Consider the following 17,371-nt stretch of genomic DNA (forward strand, 5'->3'; position numbering starts at 1 on the left):
ACAGGCTATTGCCAGCATCGGGCTCTACCGTGCATCCATGGAGTTCAACGGACTGCCGCTCCACCCGCTCGTGGTCCACGCCGTCGTGGTGCTGGGACCCCTGGCCGCCCTGACGGGGCTCGCCTACGCGTTCGTCCCGGCGTGGCGCTGGCTGCTGCGGTGGCCGCTGGTCGCGCTCGCGGTGCTGACCGCGGTCACGAGCCTCCTCGCCGTGGCGGCGGGGGAGAGCCTGCTCGAGGCCCGGCCCCAGCTCGCACCGCTCGTCGAGGACCACCAGGAGTGGGGCGAGCTGCTGCGCATCGCCTCCCTTGCCTACGTCGGCGCGGTCGCGCTGGGCGCGTGGGCGCTCGGCGGCCCCTCCGCGCTGGCCTCGGGTCGCGGCGCGCGGGAGTCCAACCCCGTCTTCGGGGTCCCGGCGGTCGTGCTCGTGACCGTGGCGGCGGGGACCCTGGCGGTGCTGGTCTTCCTCGCCGGCGACTCCGGGTCGCGGGCCGTGTGGGGCTGACGCGTCAGTACTCGTCGACGGAGCGCGCGGCCAGCAGCCGCCGGAAGGACTGGACCCGGTCGGTGTCCGCCTCGCCGGCCGCCACCGCCTCGTCGAGCCCGCACTCGGGCTCCTCGGTGCCGTGGGTGCAGCCGCGGGGGCAGTCCTCGGTCATCTCCTCCAGGTCGGGGAAGGCGCCGATGAGGTCCTCGGGCTGCACGTGGGCGAGGCCGAAGGACCGGATGCCGGGCGTGTCGATGATCCAGCCCTCGTCGTCGGGCAGCGCCAGCAGGTAGGCCGAGGTCGAGGTGTGCCGGCCGCGCCCGGTCACGGCGTTGACCACACCCACGTCGCGCCGGGCGGTCGGCACCAGCGCGTTGACGAGGGTGGACTTGCCCACCCCACTGTGGCCCACGAGCACGCTGGTGCGCCCGCGCAGCCGCGCCCTCAGCTCCTCGACGTCGCCGCCGCCCGGTCCCTTGAGCTGGGTGACCACCCACGGCACGCCCAGGGAGCGGTAGGTCGACAGCAGCGTCTCGGGGTCCGCGAGGTCCGCCTTGGTGAGGCAGAGCAGCGGCGACATGCCCGCGTCGTACGCCGCCACGAGCGCCCGGTCGATGAGCCGCGGCCGCGGCTCGGGGTCGGCGAGGGCGGTGACCACGACGAGCTGGTCGGCGTTGGAGACGATGACGCGCTCCACCGGGTCGTCGTCGTCGGCCGTGCGGCGCAGGGTCGTGGTGCGCTCGACGACCTCGACGATCCGGGCCAGCGAGCCGTCGGCGCCCGACGTGTCGCCGACGACGCGGACCCGGTCGCCGACCACGACGCCCTTGCGGCCCAGGGGGCGTGACTTCATCGCCATCACCGTGGTGCCGTCGACGAGGAGGGTGAAGCGCCCCCGGTCGACGGTGACGACGACCCCGTCGACGGCGTCGTCGTAGGTCGGACGGTCCTTGGTGCGGGGGCGGGTACGACGGCGCGGCCGCTCGTAGTGCTCGTGGTCGTGCTCGTCGTACCGACCGCTCACGCCGGACCCACCACCCCGGTCCAAACACCGGCGAAGTCCGGGAAGGTCTTGCCGGTGGTGGCGATGTCCTCGACCAGGACCCCGTCGACGGCGGAGCCGACGATGACGCCGGCGTGGGCCATCCGGTGGTCGGCGTAGGTGTGGAAGACGCCGCCGTGCAGGGCCGCGGGACGGATGGTCAGTCCGTCGGCGTGCTCGGTGACGTCGGCGCCGAGGCCGGTCAGCTCGGTGGCCAGCGCGGCCAGCCGGTCGGTCTCGTGGCCGCGGATGTGGCCGATGCCGCGCAGGTGCGAGGGGGAGTCGGCGAGCGCGCACAGGGCGGCGACCGCCGGGGTCAGCTCGCCGATGTCGTGCATGTCGAGGTCGATGCCCGCGATCGTGTCGCCGCCGGTGACCCGGAGGCCCGCGTCGGGCCCCGTGACCCGTTCGACCGTGCATCCCATGGCCACGAGGATCTCGCGCAGGGCGTCGCCCGGCTGGGTGGTGTGCTCCGGCCAGTCCCGCACCGTGACGCTGCCGCCGCTGGTGGCGGCGAGGGCCAGGAAGGGCGCGGCGTTGGAGAGGTCGGGCTCCACCGCCTGGTCGAGGGCCGCGACGATCCCGGGGGCCACCGCCCAGCGGTTGGCGTCGCCGTCGTCGACGTCCACCCCGCGCTCGCGCAGCATGGCCACGGTCATCTCGATGTGGGGCAGGGAGGGGACCGGCTTGCCGTCGTGACGGACGTCGACGCCGTGCTCGTAGCGGGCGCCGGCGAGCAGCAGGGCCGAGATGAACTGCGACGACGCGCTCGCGTCGATCACCACGGTGCCGCCCGGGACGGTGCCGGTGCCCACGACGGTGAACGGCAGGGCGCCCCGGCCCTCGTCCTCGACGCGGATGCCGAGGGCGGTGAGGGCCGCGAGCACCTCGCCGACCGGACGGTTGCGCATGTGGGGGTCGCCGTCGAAGGCGATGCGTCCCCGTGCCAGTCCCGCGATGGGCGGCACGAAGCGCATGACCGTGCCGGCCAGGCCGCAGTCGACGGCCGCGTCGCCCACCATCGGCCGGGGCGTCACCAGCCAGTCGTCGTCGCGGTCCTCCACGCCGACGCCCATCGCCCGCAGGCCGGCCGCCATCAGCAGGGTGTCGCGTGAGCGCAACGGACGGCGTACGACGCCGGGGCCGTCGGCGATCGCGGCCAGCACCAGCGCGCGGTTGGTCAGCGACTTGCTGCCCGGGAGCGAGACCACGCTCGCCACCGGGCCGATCGGTCGGGGCGCGGGCCAGGACTCAGTCACCCGCGCACCCTATCGAGCGGCTCAGGTGAGCTGTGCCTTGGCGAGACGGGCCTCGCGGCGGGCGTCCTTGGCCAGCTGGCGGGCCTCCCGCTTGGCGTCGGCGGCGGCGCGGCGGGCGCGCCAGGCCAGGCCCGGCTTGCCCTCGGTGTCGACCCCGGCCAGCAGCAGGCCGCCCATCATCGAGACGTTCTTGAAGAAGTGGATCCTCTGGCTGCCCTTGGCGGACTCGTCCGACTCCTCCCAGAAGCGGTGGCCGGCCAGCGTGGTGGGCACGAGCGAGGCGGCCAGGAGCGTCGAGGACAGGCGGGGGGCCCGGCCCGTCGCGAGCGCGAGCCCGGCGGCCACGTGGACGGCGCCGTTGATCCGCACCAGCGTCGCGGCGTCGGTGGGGATCGGGGCCTGCGGGACGGCCTTCTGGGCCACCGGCACGAACCGGTCGGCGACCGGCTGGGCGGCCGGGGCCATGGCCTTGGCGTTCTTGAGGGAGTTGATGCCGCCGACGACGAACATCGAGGCCAGCATGGGGCGTGCGATCAGTCTGATGACGGTCATGGGTCATTCCTACACGACGCTGCGCACCTCGGGTCCACCCCACCGGGGGCCGGCACCCGCCGGCTGGTGGGGATCACCAGCTGACGACCACCGAGTCGTCGGACGGGTCGTCGTCGGCCGCGCCGGTGATCGCGACGGTGACCCGCGGTTCCCGGTTGCCGGCGACCGCCCGCACCACGAAGGGGCTCGCGTCACCGACCGTGCAGGTCGCCACGGCACCGTCCCGGCACCGGGCGTCGCTGCTCGAGAAGGTGACCAGGGTGCCGGAGAGCACGACGGTGGCCGACCCGCCGGCCGGGATCCCCGTGACGCGCACCTCGAGGTCCGCGACGACCGGGCTGACGCGTCGTACGACCGTCGCCACGGCGAGGTTGCGGGGCGGGAGGGGGTCGGGCGACTCGGTGGTCGGCGGCGCGGTGGGCTCCTGCGTGGGAGCCGAGGTGGGTCCCGAGGTCGGTCCCGGGCCGGCGGTCGGCGGGGGACCTGCGGTGGGTGCCGACGTCGGCGCAGCGGTGGGCGTACCGCCGGGGCCGGGGGTGCCGGTCGGCCCGTCCGAGGGCCCCGTGGTGGTGCCGGGGCCCGAGGTCGTGCCGGTCGTGGGTTGGCCGGTGGGGCCCTGCGTCGGGTCGGACGTCTGGCCCGGCCCGCGCGTCGGCCCCGCGGTCGGTCCCGAGGTCGGGTCGGTCGTGGACCCCGGCCCGTCCGTGCCGACGGGAGGCCCGGTGACGGGGTCGGTTCCCGGGACCGTGGCGGCGGGCGCGGGGGCCGTCGCGTCGTCGGGCGTCCTCGCGCTCGAGGACGTTCCCGCCGTACGACCGCTCGCCGCCTGTCGTCGCGCGTCGTCCCCGGGACCGGGGGACGTCACGGCGGTCGGCGTGGTCGCCGGCCCGCCGGGCGTCGTGCCGGTGAACTCGCCGGAGACCACCGCCGGTGGGCGGCTGTCCTGCCAGACGAGGAATCCCCCGCCCGTGATGGCCACCGCGGTGGTGACGCCGACGACGACCGCCGTCTGCGAGTTGGCGACGACGAGGTCGCGCGCGCGCCCCAGCACGCCGGCGATCCCGGCCGGCGCCGCCGCGCCGACCGATGCCGAGACGTAGGCGGTTCCGGCGCCGCCGAGGAGCAGCGGGGCGAGGATGGCCCCGAGGTTGGAGTTGACCTCGCTGAGCTCGAGGTAGATCGCCGCGCAGGTGCGGCACCCGCCGAGGTGGTCCTCGACCTTGCCGGCGTCACGGCGCGAGATCCCGTTGCGGACGTAGGCGCCGAGGTGGGCGCGGGTCCACTGGCAGGACTCGTCGTCGAGGTCGGTGGCGTGCTCGTTGAGGTAGGCCTGGCGCAGTCCCTCGCGTGCGCGGTAGGCGAGCGCGGAGACGGAGTTGGCGCTCATGCCGAGCAGGGGGGCGACGTCGGCGGGCTTCTGCCCCTCCACCTCGGTGTGCCACAGGACCAGCTGCCAGCGCTCGGGCAGCGAGGCGAACGCCCGGGCCGCCGCCGCGCTCTCGAAGCCCTCCACCGCGGTGTCGCGGAAGGGGATGCCCGGATCGAACATCTCGATGTCGTCGGTGGTCTGCAGCCGCGACGTCGCGCGCAGCCGGTCGACGCGCAGGCGGCGCACGGCCGTGAGCAGGTAGGCACGGAACGCGACGTCGGGCCCCCCACCACGCTGCAGCACCTGGAGCACCTTGACGAAGGCCTCCGAGACGAGGTCCTCCACGTCACCCGCCGAGACCAGCTGCCGTGCCAGCCGTCGGGCGGCCTCGACGTGGCGCTCGAAGAGCTGGCCGTAGGCATCGGTGTCCCCGCCTCGGACCGCCGAGATGAGCTCGGCGTCGCCCGGGGCCTCAACGCTCGTCGTGCTGCTCATGCTGACCAACCGGTGAGGGGCAAAAGGGTGACGCCACTGTAGGCCCCCGGTCGGGGGTGGTGCAGACAACTCGGCGAATCGGCGTCATGGGTCCCCGGGACCGTCGTCCCACCCCCGCACGACGAGAACAGAGGTCACGACACCGGCGAGGGGGAGCACCGTGGGATTGTTCGCACTGCGCGCGCGGCGTCCCGCGGCCGGTCCCGGGACGGGTGAGGTGCTGCCCACCGACGCGCGCATGGGGCTCCCGCGTCGGTTCGAGGCAGTGGCGGAGGCACTCGTCTCGGGATCGGATCCCACCGAGCCGTGCGCGGTGGTGGGTCGCGAGCTCGCCCTCGACGGCGCGTCGCTGGAGGAGACGATGGCCGCCCTGCGCGAGACGTGGGTGGCCGTCCGGGGGACGGACCCGTCGTACGACGCGACCTCGGCGCTGCTCGTGGCCTGGAGCGAGGCGACGCTGTCCTACTTCCACGCGCTCTCCTGCGAGGACCCTATGACCGGCCTGGCCACCCGGGTCCACGTCCGCAGCCGGCTCGGCGACCTCTACCGCCAGCACGGGTCCACCGACGTCCCCGCGCAGTGGGCGCTCGTCGTCTGCGAGCTGACCGGGGACGCGCCCGTCGGTGGCGAGGTCGACCCCGGGCACCGGCTGGGCCGCTCGCTGCGGCTGGCCCGGGTGGGCGAGGCGGCCCGCACGGTCTTCGCCGGGGGCGAGACCGTCGGCAGGCTCGCGCCGCACCGGGTGGTCGTCGTGGCGTCGCGCGGAGACCGGCTCGGCACCCGGGTCCGGCTGCTCCGGTCGCTGGTCACCGGGATGACCGACGACCCGCCGCGGGTCTGGATCGAGGGACTCCCGAGCAGCGACCTGGCGGCCGCCCAGCTGCTGGACGAGCTGGCGCGCGCCTGAGCGCCCTCCGACCGGCGCCGGTGTCACTACGCTGGGCCGCATGTGCGGACGCTATGCCTCCTCGCGGAGCCCCGAGGACCTCGTCGAGGAGTTCGAGGTCGTCGCCGACCGGACCCCCGCACCGCTGGCCGCCGACTACAACGTCGCGCCCACCAAGGAGGTCTACGCCGTCGTCGAGCGGCCGCCGTCCAGGGACAGCCCCGAGCCCCCCGAGCGCCAGCTGCGCGTCCTGACCTGGGGACTCGTGCCCTCGTGGGCCAAGGACCCCTCCATCGGCAACCGGATGATCAACGCGCGGATGGAGACCGTCGCCGACAAGCCGGCGTACAAGAGGGCCTTCGCGGTGCGCCGCTGCCTGCTGCCCGCCGACGGCTACTTCGAGTGGTACCCCACCTCCCGCACCACCAAGGCCGGCAAGCCGGTCAAGCAGCCGTTCTTCATCCGGCCCGCCGACGGGGGAGTACTGGCCATGGCCGGGCTCTACGAGATCTGGCGGGACCCCAGCCGCGCCGAGGACGACCCCGACCGCTTCCGGTGGACCTGCACGGTGATCACCACCGACGCCGAGGACTCCCTCGGGCACATCCACGACCGGATGCCGCTGATGGTCGAGCGGGACCGGTGGTCGCAGTGGCTCGACCCGCGCGTGGGCGGCGAGCTGTCCCTGCTCGTCCCGGCCGCGCCCGGCCGGCTGGAGGCCTACCCGGTGTCCACCGCCGTGGGCAACGTGCGCAACAACGGCCCCGAGCTCGTGGAGCCGCTTCCCCTGGAGGACGTGCCCTCGTGATCACCCCGGACGTCCGGAGCCTGCAGACGCCGCACGGCGAGGCCCGCCTGCACGTACGACGCGCACACCGGCCGGTTGCGACACTGCTGCTCAGCCACGGGGCCGGCGGGGGAGTCGACGCCCGCGACCTGGTGGCCCTGGCCGCGGCGCTGCCCGCGCAGGGCGTCAGCGTCCTGCTCCTGGAGCAGCCCTGGCGCGTGGCCGGGCGCAGGATCGCCACCCCGCCGGCCACGCTCGACGCCGCGCTGGCGTCCGCCGCCGCCGCCGTGCGGTCGAAGGCCCCGCTCGTGGTCGGTGGTCGTTCCGCCGGCGCCCGGTCGGCCGCCCGGTCCGCCGCCTCGCTGGGCGCGGTCGGCTGCCTGGCCCTGTCCTTCCCCCTCCACCCGCCGGGCCGTCCGGAGAAGTCCCGGATGGACGAGCTGGCCTCCTCCGGCGTGCCCACCCTGGTGGTGCAGGGCGAGCGGGACCCGATGGGGCGCCCCGAGGAGTTCCCCGCGGACCTCGACCACGTGGACATCGCCGTCGTGCCGGCCGCGGACCACGGCCTCAAGGTCCCCGCCCGCGCCCCGCTGAGCCAGGACGACGCGATGGGCATCGTCGTGGAGTCGACGCTGGAGTGGCTGGTCCGCGAGGTCCTCGGCAACCGGTAGCGACAGCGACCCCGGGAATCACCGGACGACCGGAGGTGTTGAACGGTCGTGATCGCCACAGCCCCACGTCCGGCCCGCAACCGCTCGACCCTCGGTCCAGCCGAGGCCGCAGTAGTCTGGGCAACGATGACCGAATCACTCCAGACCGACGGGGACCCCGCGGTCGACCTCGAGACAGAGACCGCGGACGAGCGCGCACTGCGCTTCGAGCGCGACGCACTGCCCCTCCTCGACCAGCTGTACGGCGCGGCCATGCGGATGACCCGCAACCCCGCCGACGCCGAGGACCTGGTGCAGGAGACCTTCGCCAAGGCCTACTCCGCGTTCCACCAGTTCAAGCCCGGCACCAACCTCAAGGCTTGGCTCTACCGCATCCTCACCAACACCTACATCAACACCTACCGCAAGAAGCAGCGCGAGCCGCAGCAGTCGATGGCCGAGGACGTCGAGGACTGGCAGCTGGCGCGCGCGGAGTCCCACAGCTCGACGGGCCTGAAGTCCGCCGAGACCGAGGCTCTGGAGCACCTGCCGGACTCCCAGGTCAAGGACGCCCTCCAGCGACTGCCCGAGGAGTTCCGGCTCGCGGTCTACCTCGCCGACGTCGAGGGATTCCCCTACAAGGAGATCGCCGAGATCATGAACACCCCCATCGGCACCGTGATGTCCCGGCTGCACCGGGGCCGTCGCCAGCTGCGCGACATGCTCGCCGACCACGTACGGGCCCATGACCTGCTTCCCGCCGGCACCACCGGCGGTACGTCGGGCGAGGGGAGCGCGTCGTGAGCGAGCACGGGCACAGCAACGAGGACTGCGCCGACTACCTCGAGCGCATCGTCTACTTCCTCGACAACGAGCTCGACGAGGCCGACTGCTCCGCGGTCCGCGTGCACCTCGACGAGTGCGGTCCCTGCCTGGAGAAGTACGACCTCCAGCGCACGGTCAAGGCCGTCGTGGCGCGGTCGTGCACGGAGTCCGCGCCGGACGGGCTCCGCGAGCGGGTGCGCGTCCAGATCCGCGCGGTCCAGGTCCAGATCACCGAGGGCTGACCGCGGGCTGAACCGGGGCAGCGGGGCTGATTGGCCCCGTCGATCCGCATTTGAGAGGATGCCCTGAGCCCTGTACGGGGCACCCGTCAGGGCAACACGATTTCTGGAGGACGATCATGGGCAAGACCGGTCGCAAGCGCCGCGCTCGCAAGAAGAAGGGCGCCAACCACGGAAAGCGCCCCAACGCCTGAGCGTTGAGACACCGAGCCCCCGGCCACTGGCCGGGGGCTCGCTGCATGTGCGGCGGGACCCCCGGTCGGATTCACCGCTCCAGCGGTGACTCTGGCGCTTGCTGGCCGATGCAACGGCCAGCAACCGTCGGAGTCGGCCAGCCGGTGGGGCGTCAGAGGCGGGAGAGGAAGCGCTCGGCGTCCACGACCACGCGCGTCACCTCGCCGGCGCCGACGACCTTGCCGGAGCCGAGGTCGCGGGCGCTGACGGTCAGCCGGCGCAGCCGCCCGTCGGCGTACGACGTCGTTGCGCTGACCTCGATGCGGGCGCCGACCGGGCTGGCGGCGAGGTGCTCGAGCTGCACCCGGGTCCCGACGCTGGTCTCGCCCTCGGCCAGGCCGGGCTCCACGGCGGCGCAGGTGGCCGCCTCGCACCAGGCGAGCAGCCGCGGGGTCCCGAGCACCGGCAGCGAGCCGCTGCCGACCGCGAGGGCGGTGTCGTCCTCGGTGACGGTGAAGGTGAGGGTGGTCGTGTCGCTCATGCCAGCTCCTTGACGAAGGCGATCAGGTGGACGCCGGGCGCCGGGTCCCAGTCGCGGGCGGGATCGCGCCGGTAGCCGAGCGCGCCGTAGACGCGGTGCGCGTGGGTCATCTGGGGCAACGATGAGAGCACCATCGCCGTGGCCCCGTGCTCCCGCGCCCGTTCCTCGCACCGGGCGGCCAGCGCGGCGCCGGCCCCGCGGCCGCGGGCGTGGGGCGCGACCGCGAGCATCCGGAACTCGCCCTCGTGCCCGGCCGCCAGCTCCCGCCACGGCGAGCCGGGCGGGCACCAGGTCACGCAGCCGAGCAGCTCGTCGCCCTCGACCGCGACCCACAGCTCGCCCTGCGCGTCGCGCGACGCGGTGTCGCGCAGCCGGTCCAGGTAGGGGTCGTCGGGACCCAGCGTGAAGTCCGCGTACGCCGCGACGGTGAGCTCGCCCAGGGCGGGCAGCTCCTCCGGTCGGGCGCGCCTGAGCTCCATCGCGGGCGTCAGATGCCGAAGGTGCTGCGCGGGTAGGCCGCCTCCACGTCGGTGATGACGTTGACGAGGTAGGGCACTCCCGCGGCGTAGGCGCGGTCCAGGGCCGGACCGATCTGCTTCGGGTCGGTCACCGTCTCGCCGGCGCCACCGAGGGCGCCGACGACCTGGTCGTACGCCGTGCGGTGCGCGAGGTCGGCCACCACGTCGTACCCGTAGAGCATCTGCATCGGGCCCTTCTCCAGGCCCCATGCGGAGTTGTTGCCCATCACCATCACGACGGGGAGGTCGTGGCGCACCAGCGTGTCGACGTCCATGAGCGAGAAGCCGGCGGCGCCGTCGCCCAGCAGCAGCGTCACCTGCGCGGACGGGCGGGCCAGCCGGGCCGCGATCGCGGCCCCGAGGCCGGCGCCCAGGCAGCCGTAGGGGCCGGGGTCGAGCCAGCCGCCGGGCCGCTGGGGCTCGACGAACTTGCCCGCGAAGCTGACGAAGTCGCCCCCGTCGCCGATCACGACCGAGTCGTCGGCGAGGCGGGGGACCAGCTCGCCGTAGATGCGCGCGGGGTGGATCGGGTCGGCCTCGGCGGTCAGGAGCTCCTCGTCACGGGCCACGGTCGCCTTGACCACGTCCGCCAGCTCGGCGGCCCAGGTCGACCAGTCCCCGCGGCGACCGCGCTGCACGGGCTCGAGCAGCCCGTCGAAGACCGACGAGAGGTCGCCGGCGACCGAGGCCGCGAGGGTGGCGTGCGGGGAGACCTGGCCGGGGGAGTCGGCGACGTGGACGACCCGGGCGGGCGTGGCGCCGTCCTTGCCGCCGAAGGCGCCGTAGCCGAGCCGGAAGTCGAGCGGGGTGCCGACCACGACGACGAGGTCGGCGCCGTTGAGGGCCGCCCCCCGCGCCTTGGTGACGAGCAGCGGGTGGCCGCCCGGCACGATGCCGCGGCCCATCCCGTTGGTGAGGGTGGGGATGCCGAGCGCCTCGACGAAGCGCAGCGCGGCCTCCTCGGCGCGGTCGGCCCACACGTCGGTGCCGAGGATGAGCACCGGCCGGGTCGCGGCGGCCAGGGCCGTCGCCACGGCGGCGAGGTCGTCGCCGTCGGGCTCCAGCAGGTCGGCCGGCGCACCCGCGGAGGCGGGACCGGAGGACGAGTTGAAGAACTCGTCCATGGGGATGTCCACGAACACGGGTCCGCGGTGCGAGGAGCGGGCGACGGTGAACGCGTCGTCCATGCCGGTGGCCACCTCGGCGGCGGTGTGCAGCGTGCGGGCCTGCTTGGTGATCGACTCGACGATCGGCAGGTGGTCGATCTCCTGGAGGGCTCCGGAGCCCCAGCGGTTGGCCGGGGCGCGGCCTCCGACGACCACCATCGGCGAGCCGTTGAACTGGGCCTGGGCCATCGCGGAGACGCCGTTGGTGACGCCGGGGCCCGCCGTCAGCACGGCCAGTCCCGGCACCCGGGTCAGCTTGCCGGTCGCCTCGGCCGCGAACGCCGCGGTCTGCTCGTGGCGCACGTCCAGGAGGCGCATCGGCGGCTCGGCCTTGACTGCGCCGTCGTACATCGGGAACACGTGCGCCCCGGAGAGGGTGAACATGGTCTCGACGCCGTGCGCGCGGGCGGCCGCCACGGCCAGCTCCCCGCTGTGCCCGGACAGCTGCCCGGAGGGCTGTTGGGCGGCCTGGTCGGGCGTGGGCGTGACGGCAGTCTCGTCGCTCATGGAGCGCAGGCTAGTTCACGCGTGGTGGTGCGGACCGAGGTACTGCGCGTTGGTCGCCCTGAGCACCTCGACGAGCACCAGGATGAGGTCCGGGCGCACCTGCGGCGGGTCGGGAGCCAGGCTCAGCTGGAGGTAGAGCGCGCGCAGGAACGCCTGGGCGTTGCCGCTGTCGAGGTAGGGGTCGCGGTCCTCGCTGCTGCCCATCGGGGCCGCTGCGGCCGCGATCCGGTTGATCCACGGCTCCAGCACCTTGAGGCTGACGACGTTGCGGCGCAGCACGTGCATGGTCGCCATCGCCATGCGGTCGGGCTCCCCGCAGGTCAGCAGCCCGGTGCCGCGGGCCAGCAGCCGGTCGGCCAGCACGTCGAGCAGCACCGTCAGCTCCGCCGACGCGAGGTGGGGGGACGTGGCCAGGACGCCGATCGCGTCCGCCCCGTGTGCGACCGTGTGCGCCCAGCCCCGGCCGGGAACGTAGCCGCGGGTGTCCTTCTCTCGGAGGTACCAAGTGGCGACCTGGTCGCCCCACTGGAGGACCTTGCCCGAGGTCAGCAGGTGCTGGGAGGTGCCGCGGTCGAGGCACTCGGCCAGCACCAGCACCGAGAACGCCCGGCGGAACACCGTGTCGGTGCCGTCCTCGCCGAGCCCGACGGTGAGTCCCGCGGCCATCCCGTCGCCCAGCCCGACGAGCAGGTCGTCGTACACGCCGCGGTCGATCCAGGTCGACAGCGCGGGGTAGGCGATCCCGTCGCGCTGCTCGGGATCGGGGGAGCCCAGCATGGCCGTCAGCTCGGCGGTGAGGTCGTCGAGCGGTCGGTCGGAGGGGACCTCGAGACCTTGCTGCACGACGCTGCGCCAGTAGCCGGTGGGCATGCGGGACATCCTGCCAGCCGGGGCTCGGCGGACGACGAACCGCCCCTTGCCGGGCGCCGCCCTAGGCTGGCCCCGTGCCGTCCCTCCAGGAGCTCGCCCGAGCCCACACCGACCTCGACGACGCCGACGTCTCCTGGCTCTACCTGCTGATGGCCGACTGGCAGATCATCGCCGACCTGTCCTTCGCCGACCTCGTGTTGTGGCTCCCGGACCGCGAGGGTCGCGGATTCTGGGCCGGGGGGCAGATGCGGCCCACGACCGGGCCCACTGCCCTGACCGACGACGTGCTGGGCACCTTCATCCCCGCCGGCCGACGGCGGATGCTCGACGAGGCCCACGCCACGGGACGGCTGGTGCGCGAGGGTGACCCCGAGTGGCGCGACGACGTCCCGGTCCGCGTCGAGGTCATCCCCGTACGACGGGGGGACCGGGTGATCGCCCTGGTCGCCCGCAACACCAACCTGCTCGGGGTCCGCACGCCCAGCCGTCTGGAGCTGTCCTACCTCCAGACCGCGGCGGAGCTGACCCAGATGATCGCGGGCGGCTGGTTCCCCCAGGAGGGCCAGCGCAGCGACCACGCCGACTCGCCCCGGGTCGGCGACGGCTTCGTCCGCCTCGACGAGTACGGACGGGTCGTCTACGCCAGCCCCAACGCGCTGTCGGTCTACCGTCGTCTGGGGCTGACCGGCGACCTGACCCACCACGTGCTCGCCGACCTGACGCGCGACCTGGTCCCGCCGCGACGGCGTCCCGACGAGGAGACCCTCAGCGTGGTCCTGTCCGGCCGGGCGGACCGGGACACCGAGGTCGGCACCGACGACGTCAGCCTGATCCTGCGGAGCATCCCGCTCCGGCCCACGGGGGAGCGGATCGGTGCGCTGGTGCTGCTGCGCGACGTCACCGACCTGCGTCGGCGCGACCGGGAGCTGGTGACCAAGGACGCCACCATCCGGGAGATCCACCACCGGGTGAAGAACAACCTGCAGACGGTCGCGGCCCTGCTGCGGCTCCAGGCGCGACGCATCGAGCAGCCGGAGGCGCGGGCCGCCCTCGAGGAGGCCGTGCGCCGGGTCGGCTCGATCGCGATCGTGCACGAGACGCTGAGCCAGGCCGGGGAGGAGCACGTCGACTTCGACGAGATCGCCGACCGCCTGGGCCGCATGGTCACCGACGTGGCCGTGGTCGGGTCCGCGGTCCGCGTCGTACGCCGGGGGTGCTTCGGGGTGCTGCCCTCGGAGACGGCCACCCCGCTGGCCATGGTCATCACCGAGGCGCTGCAGAACGCCGTCGAGCACGGCTACCCCGATCCGGCGGCGGCCCACGAGGGCACGATCGAGCTGGCCGCCCGGACCTGCCGGGGGCGGCTCGAGGTGTCGATCACAGACGACGGACGCGGACTGCCGGAAGGCTTCGACCTGGACGCGTCCACCAGCCTGGGCCTGTCCATCGTCCGGACCCTGGTCGAGTCCGAGCTCGGGGGGACCCTCGAGGTGGGGCCGGCGGCCGGCGGCGGGACCCGCGTGCGGATCGAGCTACCGGTGTGAGGGTCCAGGCCCGGGGGATCAGGCGGTGCGGATGCGGGCTCGCGCGTTGCGGCGCTTCAGCGCCCGCCGCTCGTCCTCGCTGAGGCCGCCCCAGACCCCGTGGTCCTGGCCGGCCTCGAGCGCCCACGCGAGGCACTGCTCGCGCACCTCGCAGCGGCGGCACACCTGCTTGGCCTCCTCGATCTGGAGGATGGCCGGACCGGTGTTGCCGATCGGGAAGAACAGCTCCGGGTCCTCGTCGAGGCAGGCTGAACGGCTGCGCCAATCCATGGCAGGGGGTTCCTCTTTCTTCACGCGGGGGCTGTGTGCGGGCAGTCAGCGGAGCCCGGGCGTCGTGGGGTGCTGGGGGTGGGCACCACGAAGTGGACTCTTCCACGAGCGCACCCCCCAGACTGGCAAGAGTTGCGGCCCAGCACAACCCCTTCGCATGGTCGGTTCCGTCACAGCGCAAGGGGCCTCCTAGGCTGGCGGGGTGACGCAGCGTCCCGCCAGCCCCGCCCCGCTCGTGACCGCCGCCTCGCTCGCCGCGGTCGAGGGGGTCGTGATCATCCTGCTCGCCGTCCTGGAGGTCGCATCCCTGACGGGCGGGCGGCTGACGATGGGGCTCACCACGACCCTGTTCTTCGCGCTGTACGGCGGGTTGCTGCTGTTCTGCGCCTGGGCCATCACCCACGGCGGTCCGTGGGCGAGGGGGCCGATCCTGCTCGCCCAGCTCATCCAGCTCGGCCTCGCGTGGAACCTGCGCGGCGGCGAGACGCTCGTGCTCTCCCTGGTGATCGGAGTGGTCGCGCTCGTGGTGATCGCCGGGATCATCCACCCGAGGAGCATCGAGGCGCTGGAGTCGCAGCGCTGAGCCGTCCCGGGTGGGGCGGGGACGGCCTACTCGGCCTCGAGCGAGGTCCGGAGCTGGGTCAGCGTCTTGGCCAGCAGCCGGGAGACGTGCATCTGGGACACCCCGATCTCCTCGGCGATCTGCGACTGCGTCATGTTCTTGAAGAACCGCAGCAGCAGGATGCGCTTCTCCCTGGCGCCGAGCCCCTCGAGGAGCGGCTTGATCGACTCGCGGATCTCGACGTGCGCAAGCCCCTCGTCGTCGATCCCGAGGGTGTCGAGCATGCTCGGCGGGCCGTCGTCGGAGCCGTCCGAGGCGTCGAGGGAGAGCGTGGAGTAGGCGTTGCTCGACTCCATCCCCTCGATGATCTCCTCCACCGTGCACCCGATCTCCTCCGCCAGCTCGCGCGGCGTGGGGGAGCGGCCGAGCTGCTGCGTCAGCTCGGCGGTCGCCGTGCCGATCTGCATCCGCAGCTCCTGCAGGCGCCGCGGGACGCGGATGGCCCAGCCCTTGTCGCGGAAGTAGCGCTTGATCTCGCCGATGATCGTCGGCGTCGCGTACGTCGAGAACTCGACGCCGCGGTCGGTCTCGAACCGGTCCACGGCCTTGATGAGGCCGATGGTGCCGACCTGCACCAGGTCCTCGTGCGGCTCGCCGCGGTTGCGGAAGCGGCGTGCGCAGTGCTCGACCAGCGGCAGGTGCAGGTGCACGAGGCCGTCGCGCGCCGTGGCCCGCGAGGCAGGCGACGCGTCCTCGTCCCGCATCGCGCGGAAGAGCTCGGTGCTGCGCATCCGGGTCAGCTCGACCCGCGTCGGCTCCTCCACCGGCTCCGTGGTGTCCCCCTCCACCGAACCGTCCCCCGTGTCGTGGTGGCTCATCTCAGGGCTGGACCCCTGCCGTGCCGCCGGGCGCCCCCGCGGCACCCAGCTGGGTCGACATCCGGAACCGCACGCCGAACACGCCCGCGGCCGAGATCACCGCCGCGTCCGAGGAGAGGGTGTCGAGGACCTGCCAGGCGAAGCTGTCGTAGTCGGGCTGCGGCTCGTCCACCGCGGTCGTCTCGACCTCCACGGTCATCGAGCCGCCGCCGAGGTGGAAGCGGCAGGTCAGGTCGGCGCCCGGGTCGGCCTCGGGGAGCACCAGCGCCAGCGCCTCGCCGACGGCGATCCGCAGCTCCTCGATGTCGTCCATGGTGAAGTCGAGCCGGGCGGCCAGGCCGGCCGCCGTGGTCCTGAGCACCGACGCGAAGGCGCCGTCGGCCGGTAGCCGGAGCTCGACGTCGGCCTGTGCGGCGGGATGGTCGTGACTGGACATCTGCGTGGGGGTCCCGTCCTGGGTCGAGGGCTGGGGTGGGGACACAGTAGCGGTGGCGGTCCCGGCGACCTCACCCCTCCGGGTTACCCCATATCGGGTATGCGAGGTCAAACGCCTGCGGGCCGCGAGGCTCGTGGCGACCATGGTCGCAGTGGAAGAGCAACCCAGGGGGCAGGGGGATCGGGTTGCGAGTGCCGAGTCCGGCGACGTGCCTCCGGGCCCCCCGGAGGAATCGCCGGACGCGGGACGCAGCACGGGGCCGGTCGCCACCGGGGGTGGCGGCCGGCCCCGGAAGCGGAGGCCGCAAAGGCGTGAGCGGAGCTCAGGCCGTGGAAGCGTGCGTCTGCGCTTCGCAGGCTCAGCGCATCCTCGAGACCAGAAGTCCTGAGCGGAGCTCAGGCCGTGGAAGCGTACGTCTGCGCTTCGCAGGCTCAGCGCATCCTCCGGACCAGAAGTCCTGAGCGGAGCTCAGGCCTTCTTGGTCTCCCAGAAGATCTCGGCGATCTCGTCGATCTTGGCGAGCAGCTCGTCGGCCTTGCCGGCGTCGAACTCACCCTTGGTGCCCGCGGCGCCCGCGAGCTTGGTGGCCTCGTTGACCAGCGTGTGGAGCTGCGGGTACTTCTCGAAGTGCGGGGGCTTGAAGTAGTCGGTCCACAGGACCCACAGGTGGTGCTTGACCAGCTCCGAGCGCTGCTCCTTGATGAGGATCGCGCGGGTGCGGAAGTCGGCGTCGTCGTTGTCGGCGACCTTGGCGATGAGCGCCTTGATCGACTCGGCCTCGATGCGGGCCTGGGCGGGGTCGTAGACGCCGCAGGGCAGGTCGCAGTGCGCCGAGACCTCGACGGTGGGGGCAAACAGCTGGGGGAGCATCGCAGTCCTCTCGTGAGCGTGATGTTCGTGTCGCTGCGACACTACTCCGCGTGAGGACACCCGGGGACGCGGGTCCCGCCCGTGCGGGTGGGCCCCGGACAGGCGCGCTGCGCAGGCCCTGGGGGACCGCCGTCGTACGCGGTCGGTCGATGGAGCCGACGCTGCGCGAGGGCGACCGGCTGCTCGTCCGGTACGGCGTCGCCGCCCGCCCCGGGGACCTGGTCGTGGCGCGCTTCGTCGACGGGACGCTGGCGGTCAAGCGGGCCGCCGAGCGGCGTGCGCTGCGCACCGGCGGGCCCGGGTGGTGGCTCCTCTCCGACAACCCTGCGGAGGGGGTCGACTCGCGCCACCGTGGCCCGGTCGCCGACGCCGAGGTGCGGGCGGTGGTGCTGGCCCGGGTGTGGCCCTCACCACGCTTGGGACGGCGGCTCCGCCGCCCCTGAG

At 73.7% G+C, this 17,371-nt stretch carries 22 protein-coding genes; 10 read left to right on the forward strand and 12 right to left on the reverse strand.

Going from position 1 to position 17,371, the window contains the following annotated elements; translation table 11 throughout:
* Positions 1-37 precede the first annotated feature (37 nt).
* Entirely contained in the window at positions 38-505 is a 468-nt protein-coding gene (locus DAI17_RS07880; RefSeq protein WP_107772316.1) for a DUF2231 domain-containing protein, read from the forward strand.
* 4 nt (positions 506-509) lie between these two features.
* On the opposite strand, the gene rsgA is transcribed toward DAI17_RS07880, so the two are convergent.
* The 4 genes from rsgA to DAI17_RS07900 all read right to left on the reverse strand — a co-directional run bounded on the left by rsgA (position 510) and on the right by DAI17_RS07900 (position 5,204).
* Positions 510-1,511, reverse strand: a complete 1,002-nt coding sequence (rsgA, locus tag DAI17_RS07885) for a ribosome small subunit-dependent GTPase A (RefSeq protein WP_107772317.1) — start codon at positions 1,509-1,511, stop codon at positions 510-512.
* Positions 1,508-2,788: a 3-phosphoshikimate 1-carboxyvinyltransferase gene (gene aroA, locus DAI17_RS07890; RefSeq protein WP_107772318.1), complete on the reverse strand. Its 1,281-nt coding sequence runs from the start codon at positions 2,786-2,788 to the stop codon at positions 1,508-1,510. The genes rsgA and aroA overlap by 4 nt, the downstream gene beginning before the upstream one ends.
* A gap of 21 nt (positions 2,789-2,809) precedes the next feature.
* The gene (locus tag DAI17_RS07895) at positions 2,810-3,340 is read right to left on the reverse strand and encodes a DoxX family protein (RefSeq protein ID WP_107772319.1); all 531 of its coding nucleotides are present in this window, start codon (positions 3,338-3,340) and stop codon (positions 2,810-2,812) included.
* A 73-nt stretch (positions 3,341-3,413) separates the two neighbouring features.
* A complete protein-coding gene (locus DAI17_RS07900) occupies positions 3,414-5,204 on the reverse strand; it encodes a sigma-70 family RNA polymerase sigma factor (RefSeq protein WP_107772320.1) in 1,791 nt (596 codons plus the stop codon).
* 160 nt (positions 5,205-5,364) lie between these two features.
* On the opposite strand from DAI17_RS07900, the gene DAI17_RS07905 reads away from it, so the two are divergent.
* From DAI17_RS07905 to DAI17_RS21790, 6 genes are all read left to right on the forward strand, one after another.
* Positions 5,365-6,111: a hypothetical protein gene (locus DAI17_RS07905; RefSeq protein WP_159081414.1), complete on the forward strand. Its 747-nt coding sequence runs from the start codon at positions 5,365-5,367 to the stop codon at positions 6,109-6,111.
* A gap of 40 nt (positions 6,112-6,151) precedes the next feature.
* Positions 6,152-6,898: an SOS response-associated peptidase gene (locus DAI17_RS07910; protein ID WP_107772322.1), complete on the forward strand. Its 747-nt coding sequence runs from the start codon at positions 6,152-6,154 to the stop codon at positions 6,896-6,898.
* Positions 6,895-7,548: an alpha/beta hydrolase family protein gene (locus DAI17_RS07915; RefSeq protein ID WP_325049854.1), complete on the forward strand. Its 654-nt coding sequence runs from the start codon at positions 6,895-6,897 to the stop codon at positions 7,546-7,548. Before DAI17_RS07910 ends, DAI17_RS07915 begins: the two co-directional genes overlap by 4 nt.
* A gap of 126 nt (positions 7,549-7,674) precedes the next feature.
* Positions 7,675-8,331, forward strand: a complete 657-nt coding sequence (locus DAI17_RS07920) for a sigma-70 family RNA polymerase sigma factor (protein ID WP_107772323.1) — start codon at positions 7,675-7,677, stop codon at positions 8,329-8,331.
* Positions 8,328-8,594: a mycothiol system anti-sigma-R factor gene (gene rsrA, locus DAI17_RS07925; RefSeq protein WP_107772324.1), complete on the forward strand. Its 267-nt coding sequence runs from the start codon at positions 8,328-8,330 to the stop codon at positions 8,592-8,594. Before DAI17_RS07920 ends, rsrA begins: the two co-directional genes overlap by 4 nt.
* Positions 8,595-8,710: 116 nt before the next feature.
* Positions 8,711-8,785 carry a 50S ribosomal protein bL37 gene (locus DAI17_RS21790; RefSeq protein ID WP_369759046.1) on the forward strand — a complete coding sequence of 25 codons (75 nt, stop codon included), beginning with the start codon at positions 8,711-8,713 and terminating at the stop codon, positions 8,783-8,785.
* Between the two features lie 152 nt (positions 8,786-8,937).
* Here the strand turns inward: DAI17_RS21790 and DAI17_RS07930 are convergent, their stop codons facing one another.
* The 4 genes from DAI17_RS07930 to DAI17_RS07945 are packed head-to-tail and all read right to left on the reverse strand — an operon-like array spanning position 8,938 to position 12,367.
* Complete coding sequence (locus DAI17_RS07930; RefSeq protein WP_107772325.1) at positions 8,938-9,306, reverse strand: thioesterase family protein; 369 nt, start codon at positions 9,304-9,306, stop codon at positions 8,938-8,940.
* Entirely contained in the window at positions 9,303-9,785 is a 483-nt protein-coding gene (locus tag DAI17_RS07935) for a GNAT family N-acetyltransferase (protein ID WP_107772326.1), read from the reverse strand. The genes DAI17_RS07930 and DAI17_RS07935 overlap by 4 nt, the downstream gene beginning before the upstream one ends.
* 8 nt (positions 9,786-9,793) lie before the next feature.
* Positions 9,794-11,497, reverse strand: coding sequence for an acetolactate synthase (locus DAI17_RS07940; RefSeq protein ID WP_107772327.1), 1,704 nt, complete (start codon positions 11,495-11,497; stop codon positions 9,794-9,796).
* Between the two features lie 15 nt (positions 11,498-11,512).
* On the reverse strand, positions 11,513-12,367 hold the full coding sequence (locus tag DAI17_RS07945) for a DUF2785 domain-containing protein (RefSeq protein ID WP_107772328.1): 855 nt from the start codon (positions 12,365-12,367) through the stop codon (positions 11,513-11,515).
* Between the two features lie 74 nt (positions 12,368-12,441).
* On the opposite strand from DAI17_RS07945, the gene DAI17_RS07950 reads away from it, so the two are divergent.
* On the forward strand, positions 12,442-13,911 hold the full coding sequence (locus DAI17_RS07950) for a sensor histidine kinase (RefSeq protein WP_107772329.1): 1,470 nt from the start codon (positions 12,442-12,444) through the stop codon (positions 13,909-13,911).
* A gap of 18 nt (positions 13,912-13,929) precedes the next feature.
* On the opposite strand, the gene DAI17_RS07955 is transcribed toward DAI17_RS07950, so the two are convergent.
* Positions 13,930-14,181, reverse strand: a complete 252-nt coding sequence (locus DAI17_RS07955; protein ID WP_056601527.1) for a WhiB family transcriptional regulator — start codon at positions 14,179-14,181, stop codon at positions 13,930-13,932.
* Positions 14,182-14,383: 202 nt separating this feature from the next.
* Here DAI17_RS07955 and DAI17_RS07960 point away from each other — a divergent pair, with 202 nt between their 5' ends.
* Positions 14,384-14,764, forward strand: a complete 381-nt coding sequence (locus tag DAI17_RS07960) for a hypothetical protein (RefSeq protein ID WP_159081416.1) — start codon at positions 14,384-14,386, stop codon at positions 14,762-14,764.
* A gap of 26 nt (positions 14,765-14,790) precedes the next feature.
* On the opposite strand, the gene DAI17_RS07965 is transcribed toward DAI17_RS07960, so the two are convergent.
* The 3 genes from DAI17_RS07965 to sodN all read right to left on the reverse strand — a co-directional run bounded on the left by DAI17_RS07965 (position 14,791) and on the right by sodN (position 16,927).
* A complete protein-coding gene (locus tag DAI17_RS07965; RefSeq protein WP_107772331.1) occupies positions 14,791-15,621 on the reverse strand; it encodes an RNA polymerase sigma factor SigF in 831 nt (276 codons plus the stop codon).
* Between the two features lies 1 nt (position 15,622).
* The gene (locus tag DAI17_RS07970) at positions 15,623-16,057 is read right to left on the reverse strand and encodes an ATP-binding protein (RefSeq protein ID WP_199904995.1); all 435 of its coding nucleotides are present in this window, start codon (positions 16,055-16,057) and stop codon (positions 15,623-15,625) included.
* Positions 16,058-16,525: 468 nt separating this feature from the next.
* A complete protein-coding gene (gene sodN, locus DAI17_RS07975; RefSeq protein WP_107772332.1) occupies positions 16,526-16,927 on the reverse strand; it encodes a superoxide dismutase, Ni in 402 nt (133 codons plus the stop codon).
* A 50-nt stretch (positions 16,928-16,977) separates the two neighbouring features.
* Between sodN and DAI17_RS07980 the strand changes: the two genes are divergently transcribed.
* Positions 16,978-17,370, forward strand: coding sequence for a S24 family peptidase (locus tag DAI17_RS07980; protein WP_407669697.1), 393 nt, complete (start codon positions 16,978-16,980; stop codon positions 17,368-17,370).
* The last annotated feature ends 1 nt before the right edge of the window (position 17,371 follow it).

It is taken from the genome of Nocardioides sediminis (assembly GCF_003047295.1).
Taxonomy (GTDB): Bacteria; Actinomycetota; Actinomycetes; order Propionibacteriales; family Nocardioidaceae; genus Nocardioides; species Nocardioides sediminis.

Bases quoted from the DNA above. Each gene is read 5' to 3' on its own strand.
- DAI17_RS07880 (WP_107772316.1), top strand. From the start codon at position 38: ATGGAGTTCAACGGACTGCCGCTCCACCCGCTCGTGGTCCACGCCGTC.
- DAI17_RS07895 (WP_107772319.1), bottom strand. From the start codon at position 3,340: ATGACCGTCATCAGACTGATCGCACGCCCCATGCTGGCCTCGATGTTC.
- DAI17_RS07900 (WP_107772320.1), bottom strand. From the start codon at position 5,204: ATGAGCAGCACGACGAGCGTTGAGGCCCCGGGCGACGCCGAGCTCATC.
- DAI17_RS07910 (WP_107772322.1), top strand. From the start codon at position 6,152: ATGTGCGGACGCTATGCCTCCTCGCGGAGCCCCGAGGACCTCGTCGAG.
- DAI17_RS07920 (WP_107772323.1), top strand. From the start codon at position 7,675: ATGACCGAATCACTCCAGACCGACGGGGACCCCGCGGTCGACCTCGAG.
- DAI17_RS07930 (WP_107772325.1), bottom strand. From the start codon at position 9,306: ATGAGCGACACGACCACCCTCACCTTCACCGTCACCGAGGACGACACC.
- DAI17_RS07935 (WP_107772326.1), bottom strand. From the start codon at position 9,785: ATGGAGCTCAGGCGCGCCCGACCGGAGGAGCTGCCCGCCCTGGGCGAG.
- DAI17_RS07940 (WP_107772327.1), bottom strand. From the start codon at position 11,497: ATGAGCGACGAGACTGCCGTCACGCCCACGCCCGACCAGGCCGCCCAA.
- DAI17_RS07945 (WP_107772328.1), bottom strand. From the start codon at position 12,367: ATGCCCACCGGCTACTGGCGCAGCGTCGTGCAGCAAGGTCTCGAGGTC.
- DAI17_RS07955 (WP_056601527.1), bottom strand. From the start codon at position 14,181: ATGGATTGGCGCAGCCGTTCAGCCTGCCTCGACGAGGACCCGGAGCTG.
- DAI17_RS07965 (WP_107772331.1), bottom strand. From the start codon at position 15,621: ATGAGCCACCACGACACGGGGGACGGTTCGGTGGAGGGGGACACCACG.
- DAI17_RS07970 (WP_199904995.1), bottom strand. From the start codon at position 16,057: ATGTCCAGTCACGACCATCCCGCCGCACAGGCCGACGTCGAGCTCCGG.
- sodN (WP_107772332.1), bottom strand. From the start codon at position 16,927: ATGCTCCCCCAGCTGTTTGCCCCCACCGTCGAGGTCTCGGCGCACTGC.